Source organism: Exiguobacterium sp. s127, from assembly GCF_018618695.1.
Lineage (GTDB): Bacteria > Bacillota > Bacilli > Exiguobacteriales > Exiguobacteriaceae > Exiguobacterium_A > Exiguobacterium_A oxidotolerans.
Map to the genome: position 1 here is coordinate 50,777 of NZ_JACSMO010000012.1, position 21,232 is coordinate 72,008.

At 49.6% G+C, this 21,232-nt stretch carries 17 protein-coding genes and 1 riboswitch; of the genes, 9 read left to right on the forward strand and 8 right to left on the reverse strand.

Features of this window, described 5'->3' with window-relative positions:
• Positions 1–54: 54 nt before the first annotated feature.
• From KNP98_RS13815 to KNP98_RS13840, 6 genes are all read right to left on the reverse strand, one after another.
• Positions 55–849, reverse strand: coding sequence for a DUF3307 domain-containing protein (locus tag KNP98_RS13815; protein WP_214811982.1), 795 nt, complete (start codon positions 847–849; stop codon positions 55–57).
• Entirely contained in the window at positions 846–1,493 is a 648-nt protein-coding gene (locus KNP98_RS13820; RefSeq protein ID WP_088837169.1) for a hypothetical protein, read from the reverse strand. The genes KNP98_RS13815 and KNP98_RS13820 overlap by 4 nt, the downstream gene beginning before the upstream one ends.
• A gap of 263 nt (positions 1,494–1,756) precedes the next feature.
• Positions 1,757–2,227: an NUDIX domain-containing protein gene (locus KNP98_RS13825; RefSeq protein WP_235195152.1), complete on the reverse strand. Its 471-nt coding sequence runs from the start codon at positions 2,225–2,227 to the stop codon at positions 1,757–1,759.
• A gap of 296 nt (positions 2,228–2,523) precedes the next feature.
• Entirely contained in the window at positions 2,524–4,929 is a 2,406-nt protein-coding gene (gene parC, locus KNP98_RS13830) for a DNA topoisomerase IV subunit A (protein ID WP_088837168.1), read from the reverse strand.
• Complete coding sequence (gene parE, locus KNP98_RS13835; RefSeq protein WP_088837167.1) at positions 4,922–6,892, reverse strand: DNA topoisomerase IV subunit B; 1,971 nt, start codon at positions 6,890–6,892, stop codon at positions 4,922–4,924. Before parE ends, parC begins: the two co-directional genes overlap by 8 nt.
• A gap of 159 nt (positions 6,893–7,051) precedes the next feature.
• Positions 7,052–7,453, reverse strand: a complete 402-nt coding sequence (locus KNP98_RS13840) for a CoA-binding protein (RefSeq protein WP_214811985.1) — start codon at positions 7,451–7,453, stop codon at positions 7,052–7,054.
• Between the two features lie 431 nt (positions 7,454–7,884).
• On the opposite strand from KNP98_RS13840, the gene KNP98_RS13845 reads away from it, so the two are divergent.
• The 7 genes from KNP98_RS13845 to KNP98_RS13875 all read left to right on the forward strand — a co-directional run bounded on the left by KNP98_RS13845 (position 7,885) and on the right by KNP98_RS13875 (position 16,791).
• On the forward strand, positions 7,885–8,925 hold the full coding sequence (locus tag KNP98_RS13845; RefSeq protein ID WP_239456895.1) for a tyrosine-type recombinase/integrase: 1,041 nt from the start codon (positions 7,885–7,887) through the stop codon (positions 8,923–8,925).
• Positions 8,926–8,972: 47 nt separating this feature from the next.
• On the forward strand, positions 8,973–11,573 hold the full coding sequence (locus tag KNP98_RS13850) for a DEAD/DEAH box helicase (RefSeq protein WP_214811988.1): 2,601 nt from the start codon (positions 8,973–8,975) through the stop codon (positions 11,571–11,573).
• Between the two features lie 339 nt (positions 11,574–11,912).
• On the forward strand, positions 11,913–12,551 hold the full coding sequence (locus KNP98_RS13855) for a 50S ribosomal protein L25/general stress protein Ctc (RefSeq protein ID WP_214811991.1): 639 nt from the start codon (positions 11,913–11,915) through the stop codon (positions 12,549–12,551).
• Between the two features lie 89 nt (positions 12,552–12,640).
• Positions 12,641–12,739, forward strand: a riboswitch (TPP riboswitch).
• A gap of 99 nt (positions 12,740–12,838) precedes the next feature.
• Positions 12,839–13,417 (forward strand): ECF transporter S component, encoded by a 579-nt coding sequence (locus KNP98_RS13860; protein WP_214801718.1) that lies wholly within the window; start codon positions 12,839–12,841, stop codon positions 13,415–13,417.
• Positions 13,414–14,979, forward strand: coding sequence for an ABC transporter ATP-binding protein (locus KNP98_RS13865; RefSeq protein WP_251135198.1), 1,566 nt, complete (start codon positions 13,414–13,416; stop codon positions 14,977–14,979). Before KNP98_RS13860 ends, KNP98_RS13865 begins: the two co-directional genes overlap by 4 nt.
• The gene (locus tag KNP98_RS13870; protein ID WP_088837161.1) at positions 14,945–15,670 is read left to right on the forward strand and encodes an energy-coupling factor transporter transmembrane component T family protein; all 726 of its coding nucleotides are present in this window, start codon (positions 14,945–14,947) and stop codon (positions 15,668–15,670) included. Before KNP98_RS13865 ends, KNP98_RS13870 begins: the two co-directional genes overlap by 35 nt.
• A 77-nt stretch (positions 15,671–15,747) precedes the next feature.
• Positions 15,748–16,791 carry an NAD(P)/FAD-dependent oxidoreductase gene (locus tag KNP98_RS13875; protein WP_214811994.1) on the forward strand — a complete coding sequence of 348 codons (1,044 nt, stop codon included), beginning with the start codon at positions 15,748–15,750 and terminating at the stop codon, positions 16,789–16,791.
• Positions 16,792–17,324: 533 nt separating this feature from the next.
• On the opposite strand, the gene KNP98_RS13880 is transcribed toward KNP98_RS13875, so the two are convergent.
• Positions 17,325–18,128 carry an alpha/beta fold hydrolase gene (locus KNP98_RS13880; protein ID WP_214808994.1) on the reverse strand — a complete coding sequence of 268 codons (804 nt, stop codon included), beginning with the start codon at positions 18,126–18,128 and terminating at the stop codon, positions 17,325–17,327.
• Between the two features lie 201 nt (positions 18,129–18,329).
• Between KNP98_RS13880 and KNP98_RS13885 the strand changes: the two genes are divergently transcribed.
• Positions 18,330–19,550, forward strand: a complete 1,221-nt coding sequence (locus KNP98_RS13885) for a hypothetical protein (protein ID WP_214804549.1) — start codon at positions 18,330–18,332, stop codon at positions 19,548–19,550.
• Between the two features lie 206 nt (positions 19,551–19,756).
• Positions 19,757–20,776: a hypothetical protein gene (locus KNP98_RS13890; RefSeq protein WP_214811997.1), complete on the forward strand. Its 1,020-nt coding sequence runs from the start codon at positions 19,757–19,759 to the stop codon at positions 20,774–20,776.
• Here the strand turns inward: KNP98_RS13890 and KNP98_RS13895 are convergent, their stop codons facing one another.
• Positions 20,777–21,007: a hypothetical protein gene (locus KNP98_RS13895; RefSeq protein WP_214812000.1), complete on the reverse strand. Its 231-nt coding sequence runs from the start codon at positions 21,005–21,007 to the stop codon at positions 20,777–20,779.
• Positions 21,008–21,232: the final 225 nt, after the last annotated feature.

Sequence of the window (21,232 nt, forward strand, 5' to 3'; positions counted from 1 at the left end):
GACGGTCTTTCTGGTAAAGCCAGGAAGCCGTCTCACCTCACTTTCTTTCTCGTTCTATAATACGAAGCGAATGGCGATTCCGCAGAGGAGTGCGCTCAAAATACTAAGTAAACTGCCGATGATATAATATTCCGCAAAACGGCGGTCTTCAAACTGCTTGAACCGCGCCAATGCTTTGAGAGCGATGATGAAGCCGATTGCACCAACCGCATTGACGGCGACGAGAATAACGATGATTGCCCGCTCGACGAGACCGATATAGCGACCAACGCCATTAATCTCTGTCGTGTAACTGCGGGCCGAATCCTCAACCTCGTGGGTGACGGAACGGCTGATCCCGTTCAATTGTTCCTTACGAGTCACTTTCCGCTCGAAATGGGATTCAATCAATCGGGGAGCGAACGGTAGCAGCAAGGGGGCGATGCCCCGTCCGACCAGTTCCGTCGCAACCAGGCTCCACATGATGATCCAAAGCACTTGGAAGGAGAGGGTGATAGCACTTGGCCAACTGATTGGGAACATCACCGCAATCAGACCAATGATGATGCCGATATGTAACAGTTGATCAATCCAAAAAGCCGGTGCCGGTTTGATGATCCGCTTAAGTTGCGAGCGGTCAATGACGGCGTGTGATCCGATAATCGCACTGAAGAGATACAGGGCACTTACGAGCTCGATTTGTCCGGTCAGGTAAAAATAACTTAAGACAGCCGCTGTACAGAGGCTATGTATCCCGAGGTGGACGAGCAGGGGGCGAAGCTTCCGGTGCTTGTGCTCCGCGATCCGTTTACCTTGCAGCGGGAAATCGGCAATGAGATGGGCAATCAGAAGGCTCAACAGTAAATTCATCCAATCGCCTCCCAGACTTGGAGTTGCTCGAGCGCTTGTATAAAAGCCGTTTCGAGTTGCTTCCGTTGTTTACGTTGCGAGCGGGCAACAAGTTTCGCGACGTTAATTCGGGCATCTTTTTCTTGAAAACCCATTTTTAGTCCGATTTCTTCATACGTTGCGTCCGGGAATCGGTCCATCAGTGTATGGAGCTCGACTTGACGATCTGTTTTCCCAAAATAAGCGGGATACAGCATATCGACATAGCCTGTTAGTAAAGCAGCCGGGAAATAAGGGGGGCCGGCGAAAACGATTTGATTGTCTGATTTTTTGGCCGCCTCTTGCGCTTCGAAGGCAAAAATGATGGCGCTACCGTTCGCTTCGTCGGCTTCTGTCGTCGAAAGCGTTTCATATTGACCAAATCCGACGCCGACATAACCGTCGAGCGGACTATTAACGAGTTCGAGTAAAACAGGATAACAGATTGGGTAGCTTTGGAAAACACCGAGTAAGCTGTCTCCAGACTTGATTTGAAATGGGACGAGTGCGTCTTTAAACTGATCATTTAATTGCTCCGCTAACGTCCGGAGTGTCTGCAATAATTCTTCTTTGTGCGGAAAAGTGCGTGAGTTTTTGACGTCAAATGAAATGGCGACGGCTTGCATCAAATTCCTCCTTTGTTACTGATAATCCGGTTACAACCGTAATGTTACCGACATAAAGGTAACAAGTGATTTGTTACTGTATTTAGAGTAACAGGGGTGGATGTAAAAAACAAAGGGGCAAACTGACTATTTTTTATGGGGGACATGCAAAAAAAATTATTTTTCTTTACTAGTTAACATAACATATATTATCAATAGTTAAATAATTATGTCTCATAAGTAAGGTAAACTCAATATAGTGAGACAAAACAAAAAACACGACATTAGCCGTGTTTGCGACAATCATATGGTTGATTACGTTCCAACCGATGAATGAGCCGATCAAGAAAAATATGATGCCGGCGTTCGAGCTGTGTGATGCGATCAAGCGGCAACCAGGCGAAATGGAAAAAATCACCGCAATCTTGACCGTCACCCGCAACACAATGCGTCCATCTGTTTTCTTGGCATTCGATATGGGCATGATAGAAATATGTGTAATGGACCCGCATCCGCTCCGGGTAACGCATCTCTTCTTCGCCAACGTATTGAACGGTCGCAAGTGATAGACCACTTTCTTCCAACGTCTCGCGGACGGCTGCTTCCTTGGCGATTTCTGCGTCTTCAATCGTCCCGGCAGGAATCTGCCAGTCACTATCTGGAGCTGATTGTGGATGAAAAACAAGTAGTTCCCATCCCTCTGGTTGTTCCCGTGTGATATAGATTGCTACTTTTTCGCGTCGTCTGAATTTCATCTTCATCACCTCTCCAGTTAGGCAGATGGCACAAAAGCAGCTAAGGACGGATCCGTAGCTGCTTGAGAAATACATATAAGCTACGCTTCGAACCGCTTCGCGTCTGATGTGACATGCTTGACCTGACCATTTTCTTTTATTGTAGCGGTTATTGGTCACTCTTTCAATTTGTAAACTAAAGATTCACCGATAATTTGTGGAAATAATCTAAAAAAATGATTAAAAAGACGACATTTCCTACAAAAAGACAGAAAAAAAGACGTCCCCCACGCTTCATCGTGAGGGACGTCTGACCGTCAAACGGTATACCAGTCAACGAGTGGACCGAATTTTTCTTCATCATACGCAAACGAACCATTCGATAACCGATCGAGATAAGACAAGGAACCGATTTGAATCGATTTTGCCTGCTCTTTTCCGATTAAAAGGAGTTCTTTTTGATTCGTGACATCAAGTAACGCCGCTACCTGATGCGGTTTTGATTTTAAATCACGCAACAATTGCTGACCACGTAAGGCACGATTCGTGATTTGGAACTGATCCGAAAGGCGCATCTTCTTCAAGGCACCCCGCTGTGTCAGTAAGACGATATTCGGTGCTTGCATAAAGGCAATCGCCCCTGCGACGACATCATCATCCTTCAGGTTGATGGCTTTGACACCTGCTGCCCGAACGCCGACGACCGGCACATCGTCTTCCGTGAACCACAGACCAAAGCCGTTTTGCGTTGCGAGGAACAATTGTTTCTCGCCAGTCGAGACCGCAGCATAGAGGACCTCGTCATCTGCTTTTAAGCGGACGCCTTGCAATGGTTTCGACTTCCGCTGGGCATTGTAATCGCTCAGTTTCGATCGTTTGACCATTCCTTGGCGAGTGACGAACAGACAATGTGATGTTTCGTCGAACGTCCGGACGAGATCGATCGAGAGGACACGGTCACCCGGTTCGAGTGGTACGAGATTCGCGACGTGTTGTCCGCCATCCTTCCATTTCGTATCTGGGAGCTGATGGACCGGAATCAATAAGTAATTACCGCGTATCGTCCAGACGATGACGTGATCGGTCGTCATCGCTTGCCCTTGATAGAGCAGACGATCTTGTTCCTTCATCTCCGGGAGGTCGTTCGAGGCACCGAATGAACGGAGCGACGAGCGTTTGATGTAGCCGTTTTTCGACATGAAGACCATCGTTTCTTCGACGGCGATCATGACTTCCGTCTTCAGCTTCAGTTCTTCGACTTCGGCTTCGACGGTTGAACGGCGTTCATCCGCGACTTGATCCTTTAAGATGCTCAATTCTTTAATGATGAGGCGGTTCCGCGTCTTCTCATCGTTCAAGATTTTCTCGAGACGCGTGACTTCCTTCTCGAGTTTTTCAGCCTCTTCCTGCAATTCGACGATGTCCGTATTTGTCAGGCGATACAGTTGGAGCATGACGACAGCTTCTGCTTGGCGGTCCGAGAAGGCGAAGCGTTCAATCAGATTCTCTTTTGCTTCCGCTTTGTTCGTCGCAGCCCGAATCAGACGGAGTGTCTCATCGAGGACGGAAATCGCAGTCATTAAGGCAGAGACGACTTCCTGGCGGCGTTTCGCTTGATCGAGATCAAACGTTGTCCGGCGGATGACGACTTCCTTGACGTGGCTTAAATAAGCATCCAGTAAGGCGAGCACACCCATTTGACGCGGTGTCCGCTCATGGATGGCGACCATATTGTAGTTATAGGCGACTTGGAGGTCGGTTTGTTTGAGGTAAAAATGTAAAATCCCCTCTGCATCAGCCTCTTTTTTCAGTTCGATGACGACACGCAGTCCATCCCGGTCCGTTTCATCGCGGACTTCAGCCACTCCTTCGACTTTACGGTCGAGGCGTAATTCTTCCATCCGTTTGACGAGATTTGCTTTGTTGACTTCGTACGGCAGTTCCGTGATGACGATTTGCTGACGTCCCCCGCGGAGTGTCTCGATTGTCGCCCGCGACCGGATGATGACTTTCCCGCGTCCTGTTTCGAACGCTTTTTTGATCCCGTCGAGCCCTTGCACGACGCCACCAGTCGGGAAATCAGGTCCTTGCATGTGTGTCAGCAGGTCGTTGACGTCATTGACCGTGCCTGAGATGCGACCGATTGCCGCGTCGAGGACTTCGCCCGCGTGGTGCGGAGGAATCTCTGTCGCGTATCCGGCAGAAATCCCGGTCGAGCCGTTCATCAACAAGTTCGGTAACAACGACGGTAAAACGAGTGGTTCTTCCGTCGTATCATCGAAGTTGAGTGTATAGTCGACCGTCTGTTTATTGATGCCGTCTAGAATCAAGCTTGAGACTTTCGAGAGACGCGCTTCCGTATACCGCATCGCGGCCGCGCTATCGCCGTCGATCGATCCATTATTCCCTTGCATGTCGACGAGCGGGTACCGTAACTTCCACTCCTGACTCAAGCGGACCATCGCCTCATAGACAGACGAGTCGCCGTGCGGGTGGTAATTGCCGATGACGACCCCGACCGTCTTGGCAGACTTCCGGTACGCACGGTCATACAGATTCCCTTCCGTATGCATTGCATAGAGAATACGCCGCTGGACGGGTTTGAGCCCGTCGCGCGCATCCGGTAAAGCCCGGTCTTGAATGATGTATTTCGAATAACGTCCGAACCGGTCACCGACGACCTGTTCGAGCGATAAATTTAAGATGTTTTGTAAATTAGACATGCTTTGTCACACTCGCTTTCGTCACGTGTTCGTTTTCAATGATTGAGATGTCTTCCGCGAGTCCGAACGCGACGTTATCTTCAATCCATGACCGGCGGTGGCCAACGTTATCGCCCATCAAGACGGAAACACGTTTTTCAGCAACGGCGGCGTCGTCGATCGTGACGCGAATCAAAGTCCGGGTCTCAGGATCCATCGTCGTTTCCCAGAGTTGAGGAGCATTCATCTCACCAAGTCCTTTGTAGCGTTGGATCATATAGCCTTTACCATACTTTTTCGTTGTTTTCGCAAGTGTGTCTTCATCCCAGACATACTCGAACTTCTCCGTTTTCCCCTTACCTTTCGAGACACGATACAGCGGAGGTAAAGCGACGAAGACTTTTCCGGCGTCAATCAACGGACGCATGTAACGGAAGAAAAACGTCAGCAGGAGGACTTGAATGTGGGCCCCATCGGTATCGGCATCGGTCATGATGATGACCTTGTCGAAATTACAGTCGGACAGGTCGAAATCTGCCCCGACCCCGGCTCCAATCGCATGGATGATCATGTTGATTTCTTCATTCTTCATGATGTCCGCGAGTTTCGCTTTTTCCGTATTGAGGACTTTCCCGCGTAACGGTAAAATCGCTTGGAACGTCCGGTTCCGTCCTTGTTTCGCAGAACCGCCGGCAGAATCTCCCTCGACGAGGAACAATTCATTTTTGTCGGCGTTTTTTGAAGCGGCCGGTGTCAATTTCCCGTTTAAGATGCTGGAACGTTTCTTTTTCTTGCCGTTGCGCGCTTCTTCCCGGGCTTTGCGGGCTGCTTCGCGAGCTTGTGCCGCACGAATGGCTTTTTTAATGAGCAAAGTCGCCGTTTGCGGGTTTTCTTCGAGGTACGTCGACAGACGGCGGCTGATGACGGCGTCACAACTCGTCCGTGCTTCAGGAGAACCGAGTTTTGACTTCGTTTGTCCTTCGAACTGGAGGAATTCTTCCGGAATCCGAATCGAGACGATCATCGTCAAGCCTTCCCGGATATCATTGCCGTCGAGATTTTTATCTTTTTCTTTTAATAAACTATTTTTACGGGCATATTCGTTCATAACGCGGGTCATTGCCGTTTTCGAACCGACTTCATGGGTTCCGCCGTCACGCGTCCGGACGTTATTGACGAACGACAGGACGTTTTCCGAGTAGGCGTCCGTGAACTGGAACGCGATATCGACTTCGATTTCGTTTTCGACGCCTTCAAACGCGACCGTCGGATGCAGGACATCCTTGTCGTCGTTCAAATAACCGACGAACTCGCTGACCCCTTCTTCGTATTGGAAGACATCTGCTTTGTCGGACCGTTCGTCCGTCAACGTGATTTTCAAGCCTTTTAAGAGGAAAGCGGATTCACGAAGACGTTCAGCGAGCGTTTCGTAGTTGTATGTCAAGGTACTGAAAATTTTCGCATCCGGCTTAAAATAGACAGCCGTTCCTTTTTGACGCGTCGCTCCCGTCTCAAGTAACGTCGTTTTAGGCATTCCGCCATTTTCAAACGTTTGCTCGAACTGTTTTCCGTCACGATAAATCGTCACCTTCAAGTCTGTGGATAAGGCATTGACGACGGAGGCACCGACACCATGCAATCCACCAGACGTCTTATAACCGCCTTGACCGAATTTTCCGCCGGCGTGGAGAACGGTGAAGATGACTTCTGCCGTCGGTTTCCCCGACGCGTGCATTCCCGTCGGCATCCCGCGCCCGTGGTCACGGACCGTGATGGCGTTATCTTTATGGATCGTGACATCGATCTGTTCCCCGAACCCGGCAAGGGCTTCATCGATTGCGTTATCGACGATCTCATACACCAAGTGGTGGAGTCCACGATGATCGGTCGATCCGATATACATACCTGGGCGCTTCCGGACAGCTTCGAGTCCTTCGAGCACCTGGATGGCATCGTCATTATAATTGTTTAAATCTGTCGCCATAGTTTTCACCTCATATAGAAAAACGCCGATTTTCCAAACATTCGTTCGTTTTTCTAGTAGTCTGTATCTAATTGTAGGCATCTTCTTGCTATCTGACAAGGGGGAACGTAAAAAAGACACTCACTCGCGTTTGAGTAAGTGTCTTGATTTGACTCGAAATCATAAGTATTGGTGTTCGATTTTGATGCATCGATTTTCGATATACGGGATTCCTGCCCCGAGCGCTAAACTTTCCGCTTCGACGCTCGACAGACCGAGCTGGTTCCAAATCATCCCGACGTCGCCATGGGCAACCGCTTCTTTTGCAGCGTCCGCTAAAAACTCGGAGCGACGGAACACGTCGACGATATCGATATGACCCGGGATGCTATCGACCGTCGGATAAACTTTTAATCCGTTCCATTCGTCAAGCATCGGATTGACGGGAACGACCTCGTACCCGTGCTGCACAAGATAATCGGCGATCCAGTTCGCAGTTTTCCCGGAATCACTTGAAATCCCGACGACGGCAATCCGTTTCGCTTCTTTTAGTAATTGGCGTGCTTGTTGATCAGAAATCATTCATTTCTCCCCCTATACGTAATTGAGTCAATCTTCTTGTCTATACCCGAATCACTTTCGGTTAAGCCGTGTTTCTAAAAGTTTGCAACAATTCCGAGAAAAAACGAAAAACGATCTGTACGAAAATGAGACGACCAACCACCTGTCGAAGTCATGTTCGATGCAACTGAGAGCGAAATTGGTTTTCAAGAATATTTTTCTGAATTTATTCTATCAAGGTGACATAATAAAATTATTGTTCTGTTTGACATAAGAAAATACACCTTTCGTTGATTTGCATCGAGTTGACCAGTCGCCCGTTAGTCGGAAAGTCGATGCAACTGAGGGCTCCCTGTCTGACAATTTAACATTGCGTGAAATAACTATTTCACGCAAACTAGTGTACCGTCTACCAACGTTTGGTATAGTAAGGTCAGAGGGGGAATAGACTGATGAGTTTATTTAAAAATCTAGGAAAAACCGTTAAAACCGTCCAAATTCCGGCCCATACCGTTGATCTACCAGGCTATCACCGGATGCCGGAATTTATTCGCGATTACATCGACCACTTAGCTTCAAAAAATTTCTCAAAAGCAACGATGCGTCGTTATGTGTATGATTTTGATTCGTTTTTTAGCTTTGTCGCCGCCGCGTCAGGGCAGGATGTCCGGGCGATTGATATCACGCAAGAGGCGTTCCTTGAGATTGACGGCGCGGGAATTGCGGCTTACGCCGAATACTTAGCCTTGACGAAGGGCAATGCGCCGAGTGTCATCAACCGGAAGTTGTCGGCGTTACAATCGTTATTTCGTCATTTGATTGACATCGGCGTCCTGTCGGAAAATCCGGTCGCAAAAATCAACCGCCCGAAACAAGCGAAGCGCGATCCGGTCTACTTAACGAAACGTGAATGGGATGAATTGATTCAATTGTTGCCGTCGAACATTGAGATGAATCCGCGGGAGGCGGCGCATTATGAGCGGGACCGCGTCCGTGATGTGACGTTATTCCAGTTGCTCGGCTATAGCGGGATGCGTCTCAGCGAGATGACACAATTGACGTGGAACGATCTCGATTTTCATGAAGGAACGATTCGCGTGATTGGTAAAGGCAACAAGGAGCGGGTCATTCCACTTGCGCAACCGGCACGCGTCGCCCTCAGAAAGTACGCCGCCCATTATCAGTTGTCGATGCGTGGGAAAGATGCTGTATTCGAAAAACAAGGGAAACCGCTCAGCCCGCGGGCGGTCCAACATATATTAAAGCGGCATACCGATCGGTTACGACCGGTCTTACCGTTTTTGGAACGGAAACAAATCACACCACACAAGTTACGGCATACGTTTGCGACGCGTCTCGCGACAGGTGGCGTCGATGTCTTGACGATTCAGCAACTCCTTGGGCACGAGTCCGTCGCGACGACTCAAGTCTATGCCCATATCGGCGATCAGGAGAAAAAACGGGCGATTGAATTATTTGATGGTGAACGATAATAGTATTATGTCACCTTATAGTAACTTTATAGTAAAGGAGACCACAGATGAATTTTGGATTAAGTGAACGAAAAATCAAACAAATGTCAGATACCTATGCCTTTCGCCGCGGAAAACGGTATGTGACGGCAAAAAAAGTGACCTTACGCAACTACACACCGGGTGACCTCTTCGTCGAGGCGGAAGTTGCCGGTGAAACACGTTTTCACGTCCACGTTCATCTCCGGGAAACGGGTGTTGACGCCGGATGCAACTGTCCCTCGCTCGCCATGGATGCCTCGTTTTGTGGGCATATCGTCGCAGTGCTGTTAGCCTTACAACAAATTCAAGCCTACGGGACGCCCGGACCGAATCGTCCGGCCATCACACCGTTTTCAGCGCAACCGACAATTGAAGATGCCGCAGCTGCAACCTATCTTGCGACATTGACACGCGAAAATAAAGCGCAGCTCCGGTTTGACGTCCGCGACGGCGGGATTGCACTCGAAAGCCTGACGACACAGCGCAGTTATCTCTTGTCCCTGCCCTACTTCGACCGTTTACTGAACGACCGCGACTGGTTACGGGAACGGGCGGACATCTGGATGAGCGCCGCTGTCCGGGGCCGACTCGTCAGCGGATCCCCTCGCGTCAAACTGGCTCTCGACCGGATCAATACCCGCCTGGAAGTCGTCGTCACGTTTGATTACGACGGCAAAACCGTCAACCCGTTGACTCCGACACGCTGGATCGGGCGTGACTTGTCGACGGAGCGGGCGGTGACGCGTTATTTGGAAGCGACAGGACTCTGCGCGGATCAAGCCCGTTATGTAGTAGAAGGAGAAAGTAATCACTACGTTGTCTTAAAAGGTTTACTTGACCCGATGGTTGCCCTCGGTCAACTCGAGTTATACGCGACGGCGAGCATCAAAACGGCATTGCTCCCCGGTCCATTCCATCCGAAAATTGAAGTCAACGTGACGAAGCGACTCGATTGGTTGACGTTCAAGTTTTCGATGGACGGGATTTCAGAACAAGAACTGTCGGCGGTCCTCGCGTCACTCGTGACGCAAAAGACGTACCACCGTTTACGCTCGGGACAATTGTTGTCGCTTGAAGACCGTGCCTTCAAGCAAATCAAGCGGTTGTTGCTTGAAGCGGACGCGACGGAACAGACGTTGCTTGAAGCGGAATTGACCGTTCCTGCCGTGCCGAACTTGTCCCTGTTGACCCCGGCTGCCTTCTTGACGGTCCATAGTCAATTGAAGGAACGATTGCTCGAGATGAAAGCCGGAAAAACAGAGCGACTGGCGTTACCGGAACCGCTCGCGACACAACTTTTGCCGTATCAGCAAGACGGCGTCCGCTTCTTCAAGAGTCTTGCGGCACACGACTGTCATGGCATCTTAGCGGACGAGATGGGACTCGGCAAAACGATTCAAGCCATCGGTTATATCGAAACGCTCCCGAGTGCACGTGTCTTGATCGTCGCCCCGGCGTCACTCCTCTACAATTGGGCAGCAGAGCTGCACCGCTTTGCCCCGACACGCACCGTCCGTGTGCTCAGCGGGAGTCGTGCGTCGCGCTTACGACAGCTCGAAGACTTGCCGGACGACGTCATTCTCATCATCTCCTACCCGTCGCTCCGGCTCGACATCAAAAATCATCAAACGATCCATTACGATTGTATCTTTTTTGATGAAGCACAACATCTGAAGAATCCACGGTCGCAGACGACGGTCAGCTTAAAACAACTGTGGGCGACGCGGCGGTTTGCCTTGACGGGGACGCCGCTCGAAAACAAGACGCTTGATCTCTGGTCAATCTTTGACGTCGTCTTCCCGGCACTCTTGCCGGACCGGCAACGGTTTCTCGACTGGTCAGCACGGGACGTTCAACAATTCGTCGAACCGTTTTTGCTGCGCCGGACGAAAAAAGATGTTTTGCAACAGTTGCCGGCGAAACAAGTCGTCCATCAGTACACGGAACTGACGGCGGCACAGAAAAAACTCTATGCCGCCCACTTGGCAAAGTTACAGCTCGAGACGTTACAGCATCTCGATCAGTCAAAACCGGAAGAACGGATGAAGTTACTCGCCGGATTGACCCGGCTCCGGCAAATCTGTTGCGATCCCCGGTTGTTCGTCGAAAACTACCGTGGTCGGTCGGCGAAACGGGACCGGTTGCTCGCCTTGATTCAAGAAAAACGGGCAGCAGGCAAACGGATCTTAATTTTTTCACAGTTTACAAAAATGCTCGATTTGATTCGGGACGACCTGCATGAGTTGCACCTCCCTCATTTCGAACTGCGCGGGGATACACCGATTGCGGAGCGTCTCGAACGCTGCGACCGTTTTAATGCAGGCGAAGTCGATCTGTTTTTGATTTCACTGAAGGCGGGCGGCACCGGACTGAACCTGGCGACGGCGGATACTGTCATCTTATATGACAGTTGGTGGAATCCGGCTGTCGAACAGCAAGCGGCTGACCGGGCACACCGGATGGGACAAACACAGACGGTCGAAGTCATTAAATTAATCACGAAAGGCACGATCGAAGAAAAAATCATCGAGCTGCAGGAACGGAAAGCGACACTCGTGACGGATATACTTGAACAACCGGCGTCACTTGCGTTATCGGTCGATGAGATGGTTCAATTGCTTGAATAAGAGGAAAGGCACCGATTTCTTTACATGATGTAAATCGTTGCTGCTCTAGGGAGAACAGGTTTCTGGCTATCGTTTTTTCTCCGGTTGATGTTTAGCTTTTAATGTTACAGGGGTATAACTATCATAGCACCGCATCAGCGAGTTGCTTTTACAACCACATGTTTCTCAATATCAGCGTAATGACCTGGGAGAGAAATGCTAACCACTCACTTCGATCTTCATTTTTATGAAATCAATTTGAAATAGCATTCGATGCACTGTCTTGATCCGGAACGATTCGTTCCACTCCTTTCTTCATTACCTTTTGAGGGCTATACCAAATTCAAGGGGGAAATGAACATGTCAGTAACATTAAAAGTAGAAGAACGCGAAGTACGCCCACGCTCACTTAGAAAGCAATTACGTCATGAAGGAAAAGCTCTTGGTGTCGTGTATGGTTACAAAGTGGAAAGTACACCGATTGCCTTTGACGAAAAAGCATTGATCAAAGTCGTTCGTGAACATGGTGAGAATGCACTTGTTGCACTTCAAATCGGTGGTAAAAAAGTCAACACACTGATCAACAAACTCGATATGGATATCTTCACACCAACAATCAAGCACGTTGAATTCATCGCTGTTAAAATGGATGAAGAAACAGAAGTCGAAACAGATATCGTCCTCGTCGGCGAAGCGGCTGGTGCAAAACTTGGTGGATATCTTTCACAAACACTCTTTAAAGTAACAGTTGCAGCTACACCAGATAAATTACCGGAACGCGTCGAAGTCGATGTGACAAATCTTAACCTCGGTGATTCTCTATCGGTTTCGGATTTACCGGAAGAAAAAGAATACCGTATCGTTACGGAAGGTGACATTCAAGTCGTTGCCGTCGTCGAATCGACACTTGAAGCGGATCTCGAAGAAGCAGATGCTGAAGAATCAGCTGAAGCGACAGAAGAAGTTTCTATTGAAGAACAAACGGAAGAAAAAGAATAATTTTTCTTACCCTCCCCTCGCGGAGGGTTTTTATCTGTATTGACAACTGTCGGTAGAGTCGGTACAGTAAATAGCGTACACACTATATGCACATCCACTAGGGGAGCCCATTGGCTGAGACGATTCACTTCGGACCCTTTGAACCTGATCTAGTTCATACTAGCGTAGGAAAGTGGAGCGGTAATTCGTTCAATTTTTCTGCATGTTTGCAGATTCAGCGACCGCTCTCTTTCATAGAGGGCGGTCTTTTTGTTTGTCTGGTGGTTGTGCCAAAGGGAGATAGGAACATGAACAGTTGGAAAATGAAAGAAATCATCGTCATGATGATGTTGTCGGTTGCTTGCGGGGTACTCTACTTAGGGTGGTCGACATTGTGGTTACCGATTTCCGCGATCTTCGGACCGGTCGGATCGAACTGGATGTTCGGGATTTGGGTCATCGCGAGTCCGCTTGTCGCCTACATCATTCAAAAGCCCGGGGCAGCACTGATTGCAGAAGTCGTCGCCGCGGCTGTCGAATTATTCACGGGGAGTCACTTCGGATTATCGGCCTTATTGATTGGTTTCGCTCAAGGAATCGGTGCCGAAATCGCTTTTGCCCTCTTCGGATACCGGAAGTTCAACACAATGACGTTAGTTCTATCCGGAATGTTCGCCGCAATCGGCAGTATGGTCTATAGTCTTGTCGTCAATGGTTTCGCCTACTATACGACGACGACACTTCTGTTGACGTTTTCCCTTCAACTCGTCAGCGGTGCATTGCTCGGTGGATTACTTGCGAAAGTCATCGTCGATGCGCTCGTCAAGACAGGGACGTTGAACGGTTATGCGATCGGGCGTAAGCGGCAGAAACCGGATGCGGCATGATTCATTGTAACGACTTGTCTGTCCGCTATCCGGGGCAACATGACAACGTCCTGCACCACGTGACGGTGACGCTACACGAAGGGGAAACGACGTTGCTCGTCGGACCGAGCGGCAGTGGGAAAACGACGTTTTTACATGTTCTCGCCGGCTTATTACCTGACGCGATTGAAGCCGATGTCAGCGGCCACTGCAAAACGAACGGGACGGTCGGAATCCTTTTTCAAAATCCGGACGACCAGTTCTGCATGCAGACCGTCGGAGCGGAAGTTGCCTTTAGTCTTGAAAATCGCTCAGTCGACGGCAGTCAGATGGATGACCGGATTGACGCCGCACTGGCACGTGTCGGCCTTGATGTGCCGCTGACGACACCGATTATGCAACTGTCAGGAGGGATGAAACAACGACTCGCCCTCGCCTGCGTCCTAGCGCTTAAGCCGGATATTCTATTGCTTGACGAACCGACGGCGCAACTCGATCCGGCAGGACATCGGGTTTTGATGCAGCTGATTGAGGAACTCCATCACGACCGGACGTTGACGCTCGTTCTGATTGAACATCAGCTTGACCGCTGTGTGACGTTCAGTGACCGGGTGCTCGTCTTCGATCACGGCGGAACGATTTTACGCGATGGTCCGCCGCTTGATGTCTTCGGTCAGCATCGCGATGAACTTGAACGACGCGGCATTGCGACGCCGCTCCTCTACCCGTATCAACTGGAAACCGTGCCACCCGCTTCTTCCCAGGCGGGGCGGTTACGAAAAGTGAATAACAACCGTCCTCCGGTTCGGTACGACAATACGTTCGCGCTGACGCGCACCGCGTTAGGACGCCGTAAGCAAGTGATTGTCGACGACCTGTCGCTTGCAACACACGCCGGAGAATGGATCATGGTCGTCGGATCGAACGGTGCCGGGAAAAGCACGTTGCTCGAAACACTGGCGAAATTGATTCCGGCGCAAGGCGGTACGGTCCGCTTGTTCGAAAAAGAACTGCGGACATGGAAAAGTCGGAGCTATTACCGACACGTCGGATTCGTCTTTCAACAGCCAGAGCTCCAATTTCTCAAGCAGACGGTCGAAGGCGAGCTCGTCATCAGCATGGATGCACCGACGCCGGAGCGGATTGAAACGGCGTTGCAATCCTACCGGTTAACCCATGTCGCCCGTCAGTCGCCCCTCGCTCTGAGCATGGGTCAAAAGCGACGGCTCAGCGTCGCAACGATGTTGTTAGAACCAAAAGACGTCCTGTTGCTCGATGAACCGACGTTCGGTCAAGATGCCGAGACGACAAGTCAACTCATCGAGATGTTCGAGCAGGCGCGATTAAACGGGACGACGCTGATCATGGTGACGCATGACATGGAGCTGGTCCACCAGTATGCCGACCGGGTCCTCGTCCTTGGTGACGGGCGACTTCAGTTCGACGGCACACCGGACACTTTGTTTAAAGACGAGACGTTACTCGAGCATAACCAACTCTCTCGTCCGTTATCGTATTTGTATCAGCAACTCGAGGAGGTGAAACGTCGTGCAGGAAAACGACTCCCCGCTCGCACGTATTAATCCGGCACTCAAGCTCGGTGCCCTCCTGTACGTGATGGTGCTCTTGATTGCGGCACCGACGTTACGCGAAACGATAGCCTTACTTTTACTCGCTGCGGTCGGATTGGGCTGCTCCGGTTGGTCACTGTTGACGCTCGCCAAACGGGTCTCCCCCTACCTCGTCTTGTTCTTGCTGACATTTTGGATGATGGCAGCCTTCGGAAAAGGCAGTACGGAAGTTTGGTCATTCGGTTGGTTTCGCGTCACGGAAGAAAGTATCGGTCATGCCTGGTTGATTGCACTGCGGATGCTCGCCTTCGTCTTCCTCAGTTTGACGTTCATCGCGACGACCGACCAAACCCGGTTCGTCATGAGCCTGATTCATCAGTGCCGCCTTCCGGACCGTCTCGCATACGGCTTTTTAGCAGGGATTCGTTTTATTCCGATCTTTCAGCAGGAAATAAGAACAATCCGTCAAGCACGGCGTGTCCGCCAACAGCACTCGATTTGGCCATGGCAGACGTTTTTCGCCATCAGTTTACCGCTTTTTACGAACAGTATCATCCGTTCGGAACAAATCGCGATTGCGATGGAAGCGCGTCGGTTTCAAGCCGAGCGGACGTATTATGTCCGTCCTGTCGTGACGCGTCACGACCAAGTGTTTTTTTGTCTCGTTTGTCTCGTGGCGAGCTTGCTTCGGATTGTCCTATGACATTCATTAGATTAACGCGGACGGATTCAGGGAATCATAGTTTCGGAAGCAGTTAATTTAAAGAAGTAGGTGAAGGTTTGAAACGAATCGTATTAGTCGGGGCAGGTCATGCCCATTTAGAATGTATCAAGGAAGGAACGCATCCGGATGTTGAATGGATCGTCATCAACCCGTCCCGTTATCAGTATTATTCAGGAATGTTCTCCGGTCTTGCGGACGGCACGTATCGACTCGAGGAGACCCGGGTCGATGTCAAAGCACTCTGTGCGCGTCACGGAAAGACATTGATGGAGGACCGTGTCACGCGAATCGATCCGCAAACGAAACAAGTTTTCTGTCAATCGGGTCAAATCATTCCCTATGATGTTGTATCGTGTAACATCGGTTCGAATGACTGGAATGTCTCAGATGCGACGTCACGCGTCACGATCAAGCCGAATTATCAAATCGATCAGGCGCTCCGTCAGTTTAAAGAGGCATCGTCGCCCGTCATCGTCGGGAGCGGTGCTGCTGCAATCGAGATGGCCGCCTCATTCCAATCGGACGGTTGTCCGGTCACGCTCGTCCATGATGAACCGCTCCTCGCAGGACACCCGGCAGAAGCGAGCATCCTTGACCGGTTGGATACGCTGGGCGTGACACGCATCGTCGACCGGTTCGTCTCTCTTGATGAGCAAACCGTCCGGCTCCAGTCGGGCCAATCATTTAAAGCAGATGCCGTCCTGTTTTTAGGTGGCGCGTCAGCGCTGGATTTGTTTAAGGCATCCGGCCTCTATTGTGATGACCGCGGGTTTTTACTCGTCCACGAGACGTTCCAGTCGCTAGAGGACCCTTCTCTGTTTGCCGTCGGCGACTGTGCGACGCTCGCCGCATATCCGAACACACCGAAGAACGGTGTAACCGCCGTCCGGCAAGCACCGGTCTTGCTTGAGAATCTCCTTCGTTTCATCAATCAGGAACGTTTGCGGACGTTCCGGCCGCAAGCGCGTTACTTGACGATTCTTTCGATGGGACATCAGCAAGGGACCTTGCTTTACGGACGACACTATCAGACGAATCATTTGAGCTGGCGTTTGAAACAATGGATCGATCGCCGGTTCATCAAAAGTTATACGACATAAGAACTCGAATTTCGAATGAACTGGGTGTTCGGTTCAAGGCGGAACGTGCACTAAGGTGTCTGCATGTGGAACCTCCTAAAACAGAGAGGTATTCATTCCTCAATCTAGACACAAAAACAGCCATCACATACTTGCGATGGCTGTTTCAGACTGTAGACAACGTGCTATCAGGAAATCAAGCGTCTTTTTTCGTTACTTTCCTCGGGCGAGGCGCAAGCCGTTGCTCCTTGATCCTAACGGACAACGAGCAGGGTCTTGCCTGCCTCTGAAAGTGCGTTAAAAACGCACTTTTTCCCGTAGGAGTCAACGAAACGTGACGCTTTTTAGGGAATACCGTGAGATAAATCCAAATATGCAGACGGTTTAGAGCGTAATCTGTCTTGAATCGCTTAGAACTGCGAACGATTGCCGCTTTGAATACGAGGTGAGACAGGAAAGCGCATCTCGATATAGCATTTTCAGGCTTCATAACCGTTTAGCTACAGCTTTAACAGCCATCGCATACTTGCGATGGCTGTTTTTCGTGTCTTTGATTATTTTAAGAAAGCAAGTAACGTATCGTTGAATTTTTCGCGTTCATCGAGTACTGTCCCGTGCCCGCTCTCTTCAAATGGTTCGATCCGTGAGTTCGGGATTCCTTTTTGCATCTCTTCCGCAAATTCAAACGGACAGACTTTGTCTTTTTTACCGTGAATGATTAACGTCTCGACGTCAATCTGCTGCAATTCATCCCGTAAGTCTTCGTCGCGCAAGGCGATTGCCGATAAAATCGTGCCGTGAGAAGAGGCTGCGACACTTAAGTTGTGGAACCATTGTGTCAGCGGTTCTGAATGGTCTTGTTCAAAGAAGATTTTTCCGAATCCTTCAAGCATCGCCGGACGGTCTTTTCTCGTATCGGCAATCAAGTCATCGACTTCGTCTTTTGTCATCCCGTACGGGTACCCTTCCCGTTGCGTGAAGACCGGAGCTGCAGCACCCGCAAGAATCAATTTCGAGATTTTGCTCGATCCGTGGTTAAGGAGATAGCGTAACGCAATCCCGCCCCCCATTGAAAAGCCGAGTAACGCTGCGTCTTTCAGTTCGAGCTGCGTGATGACTTGATCGATGTCAGATGCCATCGTTGCATAATCATATCCGCTGGCTGGAGCATCCGATTTGCCGTAGCCGCGGTAATCAACTCCGATGTAACGGTAGCCGGCGTCGAGCAAGGCATTCTTTTGATATTCGAACATGTTGTTATTCGCTGGCCATCCGTGTAACATGACGACCGGTTGTCCTGAACCGACATCTTCGACATAAATTTTAGTTCCGTCAACTGCTTGAATGAATGTACCCATTTGAATAACCCCCGTGTAGTAGTGAAATTCGTGATGATTGAGTATTACCCGTTCTGATAGATTATTAACATCTTAAGGTTAAAGTGAAATGAAAAATAGATAAAATATGGAAAAATATATGGTAAAATAAGTAGAAAACGACGGGGAGGGATTGTCATTAAATCATGGTCACTGGCATTAGGACTGGCCTGCAGTCTCGTCTTGACCGGGTGCGGTCAAGAACGTTTATTGAAGCTTGAGTCCGTACCGGCGTACTGGTCAGTCGAACGTTTTACCGATCATCAATTCGTAGACGATGTATCGACGAAAGAGAAAAAACAATTGTTAAAAACGTGCAAGAATAAAAAGACGACGGCACTGCCCTCATCCTACCGGATCCTTAATACATATGAGATGTACTTTTCCTTAAAAACGCTTGAAATGTATGGAGCTCAAACCGAGGTCTTTTATCTCGCTGAAAAAGAAAACCTGTACCTCGCCTGCCGGTCGCGGGATACGCATCAATTAAAAATTCATCCGGTCGAAGCAAAAGACCATCCGTGGGTGAAGGTAGACCAAGGAACGGACAAAACGCCCTTGCAGACGCCGACATTTTTCCCGGTGACGGAAAAACAACGGACACGCCATGCGGATCAAAATCGTGAAGCGAAAACAGAGGGTGATTTCAGCCGTCGTCTCGCACCCTTCCATAACTTACATATGCCGATTGCAGGACAAATACTCGTCATCCTGACAGAGAACAACAAAGAGCACGTGCTCGTCGATGTCCCGACTTCGTTCATCAACCAGACGACAGACTTTTATTTGACGACGCGTCCGAGCGGGAACGGAGCAAATGCGATATATCATTCGATTACTTTCGAAAGTCCCGGTTGGTACCTGCAGGACCGGATCGTAATGACGACATATGATCAGGAAAAAGTCGACATGACGTACCATCCCTTACCGGAGACACTTACGGCGAATCAAACGATTCCGTATGTGACGTTACGCGCAAAAAATGAGCTGGGCGATGTAGAAGAAAAAACCTTGTCCTTACGCTATCAACCGGTCTATCAGAAGGTGAAGTTATTCGAAATGGACGATGAAGAACGCAATGACGGAATCGAAGGTTTCCTCCATCCGACGATCGAGTCCCTGCAAGAAGGCAATATCCGCAAAATTGGTATCATGCCGGATGAATTATCACTTGCCCTCGCGAACGAACTGAAACAGGTCACCCTCGAGCAACCGCAAGGAAATAAACCGTCGCTTCAGTATTTAACACTCGTCGACAAGGGGAAAACACAAACGTTCACCGTGTATTTAAAAAAGCGTGCCCAGAAAACAGATGTCTACCTGCAAGACACAACCTCGAAAAAAGGTACAAAATTGTCAGGTGAGCTGGCTGCACAGCTCGCGGAACAGATTGAGGGGGAATGAGCTATGCGCATACGGTTCGTGTTGGCCCTCTGCCTCGTATTCTTAAGTGGCTGTGCTGAAGATCCGGAACCGGTTCAGTTCAGCTATGTACCGGACCTTTACGATACGTTAAACGTCAGCGATTTTAAAAGTGCCGATCCGAAACTGGGGAGCCTGATTCAAGAAGTCTGTCATCAAAAAAGGTCAAGCCACCAAAACAGTATACCGTGGGTGACCATTATTACGTCTCGCTCGTCAACATCGGACTGTTCATCGAAGGCATGCGGGCGACGTACATCGAGTCGGACGGTCAACCATACCTTTATTGTGAAGATATGCGGCATCTGCCGACGTTCCATTCGCTAACGAAAAAACAAAATTCGTTTTCAACTTCAGCCTTGACGAAACCGGTGAAAAAGATCGAAATCAAGACCATTGATCCGAAAAATCGTCAACTGTACAGCCATCTGGTCGATCACGTTCGCAAGTCGCAAATGCAGTTGACACTGCCGACGACGGGATACCTCGTCATCCGGGCGACGAATGATCAGACGAAAGAAACAACCGTCACGAATGTGATGGAATTGACGCCGTTTGCTCACGGGATACCGCACTTCGTATTTATTGATAAGACGTACATGGACGACCGAAATCAGATTCGTCCGCACCTGCTGACGGATGGGATCAATCTTCTTTTTGAAGCACCGATTATCGAGGCGGAAAAACCAGTCAAGGTACGCTTTACACCGGCAGAACCGAACATTCAGGGTGAGTATGGATCGCTACAGGTAACACCGACATCAGGAGAACGGTCGCGCTATACGTTGACCGTCAGACAGGAGTCCGAGCTACCGCCAGGCATCAAGCTGCTACCGGATGACGACGACAGTTCGGAGTCCCCCCGCCATGCCATTTTTCATGACCGTCCGTTTCCAAAGGTCGACTACACACAAAAAACGCCATATGACGAATTAAGCGAGCAGGAATTCCTGATGACATCCACCTCAGAAATGAAGACATTGACCGGATTGATCAAGCAGAGTCAGGTCGCAGAGAAAAAGGGAAAACTCGCAGAGCGGTCCTATTTGACGCTCTTCAACGGAGATCAAGCACAACAGTATCGGATTTATCTCGATCGACGTGTCAAAAAGACGGATATCTACCTTGAAGACCGGACGCGGAAAATCAGCTTTAAATTGACGCCGGAAGCACGGGACTTACTGCTCGATTCCTATCAGATCAACTGATTAGAATAAAAAATGCTGGGTGACATAAATGAGACAACATACGAGGATGAAGACAATGCCTTCTTGCAACCATTCTGCACGGGACAGCGGTTCCCGCAAAAACGAGGCACAACCGATCAGGATGGCAAAGAAATAAAGATAGACGAATCCACCTGACAGTAAAAAACCGAGAATAAATACCATGCCGAATACTACGGTCATACCGGATACAATCAGTTTCCGTCGCGTCATGCTGTCTCACCTCTGTTGTCCGTTTTAACTCTTTTACCCATTTCTGCGAAAGAACATGTAAAATGCCTGACATCCGAAGAACGGGTGTCAGGCATTTCAGACTGTAGACAAACCCTCATATCCACGTGGAAATGAGGGTTTGTCTTATGTATGCGTAAAAAATATGACACTCCATTAGGATTCCGACTGGAATCCCATGACCAATTGGCCAATTTTTTGAGGTTC